General features: G+C 53.3%; 4 protein-coding genes. All 4 read right to left on the bottom strand.

The features are described from left to right. Positions 1-280: glutaredoxin domain-containing protein (locus H5407_RS23425; RefSeq protein ID WP_310737698.1), on the bottom strand; the 280-nt coding region annotated here is incomplete at its 3' end. A 112-nt stretch (positions 281-392) separates the two neighbouring features. Further along, entirely contained in the window at positions 393-842 is a 450-nt protein-coding gene (locus H5407_RS23420; protein ID WP_183106899.1) for a hypothetical protein, read from the bottom strand. Next, complete coding sequence (locus H5407_RS23415; RefSeq protein WP_183106898.1) at positions 830-1072, bottom strand: hypothetical protein; 243 nt, start codon at positions 1070-1072, stop codon at positions 830-832. Before H5407_RS23415 ends, H5407_RS23420 begins: the two co-directional genes overlap by 13 nt. Positions 1073-1242: 170 nt before the next feature. Continuing rightward, a partial coding sequence (locus tag H5407_RS23410; protein WP_183106897.1) for an RHS repeat domain-containing protein occupies positions 1243-2088 on the bottom strand: 846 nt, incomplete at its 5' end.

Below are 2088 nucleotides of genomic sequence, written 5' to 3'. Positions count from 1 at the left end.
ATTCACAGCGGCTGTCGACGGACATATTGCATTCGGTATAGGCAAAACCGTATTGGTTCAGCCAGGCCTTGGCCTGGTGGCAGTAGCCGCATTCGGTGGTGGTGTACATGACCACTTCTTCGGCTTTCACCGTGGCGGCGAGGGCATGGATTTGCTCGGGGGTCCAGTCATCACTCGATGCGCCGGCTCCACGGTGGCCGAAGAGCTGGGTTTTGAGCAGCCAGGCGACGAGGAGGATGGCGAGGAGTTGGAGCCAGGTGGGGAGGGTTTTGCTGGGCATGGTGGGTGGATGGGGGAGGCGGCTTTTGATTCAAAAATTACCGACGGCACTAAGGCCAGGCATTAAATCTCGAGCACTTAACATTTAAGGCCTGACCCCGAACTGCGTCCTGTCATTTTCCTCTGGAATTCAAATCAAAAAACTCCTTGCGCGAAAAGACTTTATACCCAAAAGCCACGTCGCGCGTAAAGTAATAACTATCATTAACCGAGTAATACTTGTTCGCCTGAAGATCTTTTGCGCCAATTAATTGAACCCATCCATCAGGAACCACCCCGTAGGCGAGCTTCGTTAACGTGGACTGTCCCTTAGCGTCGTCAATATTCTGAAGCTGCCACATGACACGAAGCTGGTCGCCCGCTGCATCAACCTGTGACACAGTAATGAAGTGAATCTGCAGCCCACGGTCTCCGCATTGATTGCCATTCGCGAAGCAGAACACCGGGCCTGTTTCCGAGTCCCACCTAACGATCTCCAGCATCCATTGCTTTGTGCAAGCAACACAGAGTAAGGCTATAAAGAGCACACCACCTAGAGGGCTACGATTCATCATTTCACGCATGTACAAGTATTCTTCAAGTGATCAGCGACATCTTGATACCTCGAGTAGTCGCCCCCTTGAAGAAGGATGAACAGATAATCTTGAAAAATTTGTCCCTGCTGCTCAATATTGCCGTTCAAAAAAGTATTAAGCATGGCTTGCGGGTCATTGGAAATATCGTATTTATAGGGATCAAAACCAAATAGCTTCTGTTTCGCCTGCAGTTTAAGCCCAAGGATGGTAACAGGCATTTTGTTCATTCGCTGAAGCTGATGTAACGTTTCATGCCCAAATACGGCTGCCACGCCAGCATGAGCGAGATTTATGTCAGCACCAGGATCCGCATTCGTGAAGTACGACTTAGGAAGGGAAATGAAAAAACCATCTAGAGAGACCGCCCTATCGGTGTCTCCGAATGTTCTTACATTAATATCAAATTTGCCAAAACGGAATCAAGACAATTTCCAAAATGCGCCTGCAAGAACGTTCTTTCATTGCCGGTCAGAGGCCGAAGACCGACAGGATCAACGAACTGCAAGGGTCGAGACAGTGCATAGGCATAAGGATTGACACCTCCCCTTAAGCCAAGGGGGTCTGCCTGCAAATATCTTCCAGCGTCTGGAATATAGGTTCGGAAATAGTTGTAATGCATCCCTGTCTCCTCGTCCCAATATTGACCAGGTAACCTTAGGCCAATGTCAATTGATGGGTGCTCCGTCGTCGGTGCGGGCCACACAACTGCAGCCTTCCCATAGGACTCATACACAGCTGCCCACAAGACCTGCCCCTTGGCATTGGTCGCCTGCAGCGGCGCTCCCAAGTGGTCGTTGTGGAAGAACACCAGCTGCTGCTGCCCATTGCTGTCTAGAGTCTTGGCCAGCAATAGCGCCGTCGTGAAGGGGGCGTCAGGCTGCGGGCCGTACTGGGTATGCAAGGCCGGTGCTGCGCTGGCCGTGGCTTGCCCCTCTGCGTTGAGCGCAATGGCCTGGCGCGCCTCCGCCAGCAACCCCTCTTCGCTGTAAAAGTAGTAGCTGCGCTTGGCTTGGGCCAAGGGTTGGCCTGCGCCATCCCGGTACTGCTCTTTCCAGACTCGCCGCCCCAAGGGGTCATATCCGTAGCGGGCCACCCAGGCCCCGTCCCCTTGGCGCACCCAGATCAGCCGGTTCTCCGCGTCATAACCAAAATCCAGCGTCCTACCGGGGCTCTCCCGCCGAACCGTATTGCCCGCATCGTCATAGGTATAGCGAATGGCGCTCGGCCCCGCACC

Origin of the sequence: Mitsuaria sp. WAJ17 (assembly GCF_014174515.1) — a bacterium.
GTDB lineage: Bacteria > Pseudomonadota > Gammaproteobacteria > Burkholderiales > Burkholderiaceae_C > Roseateles_B.
This window is presented reverse-complemented; position numbering and strand designations above follow the sequence as displayed.

Excerpts from the sequence above, each read along its gene's own strand:
- H5407_RS23420 (WP_183106899.1), bottom strand. The coding sequence starts at position 842 with ATGCGTGAAATGATGAATCGTAGCCCTCTAGGTGGTGTGCTCTTTATA.
- H5407_RS23415 (WP_183106898.1), bottom strand. The coding sequence starts at position 1,072 with ATGCCTGTTACCATCCTTGGGCTTAAACTGCAGGCGAAACAGAAGCTA.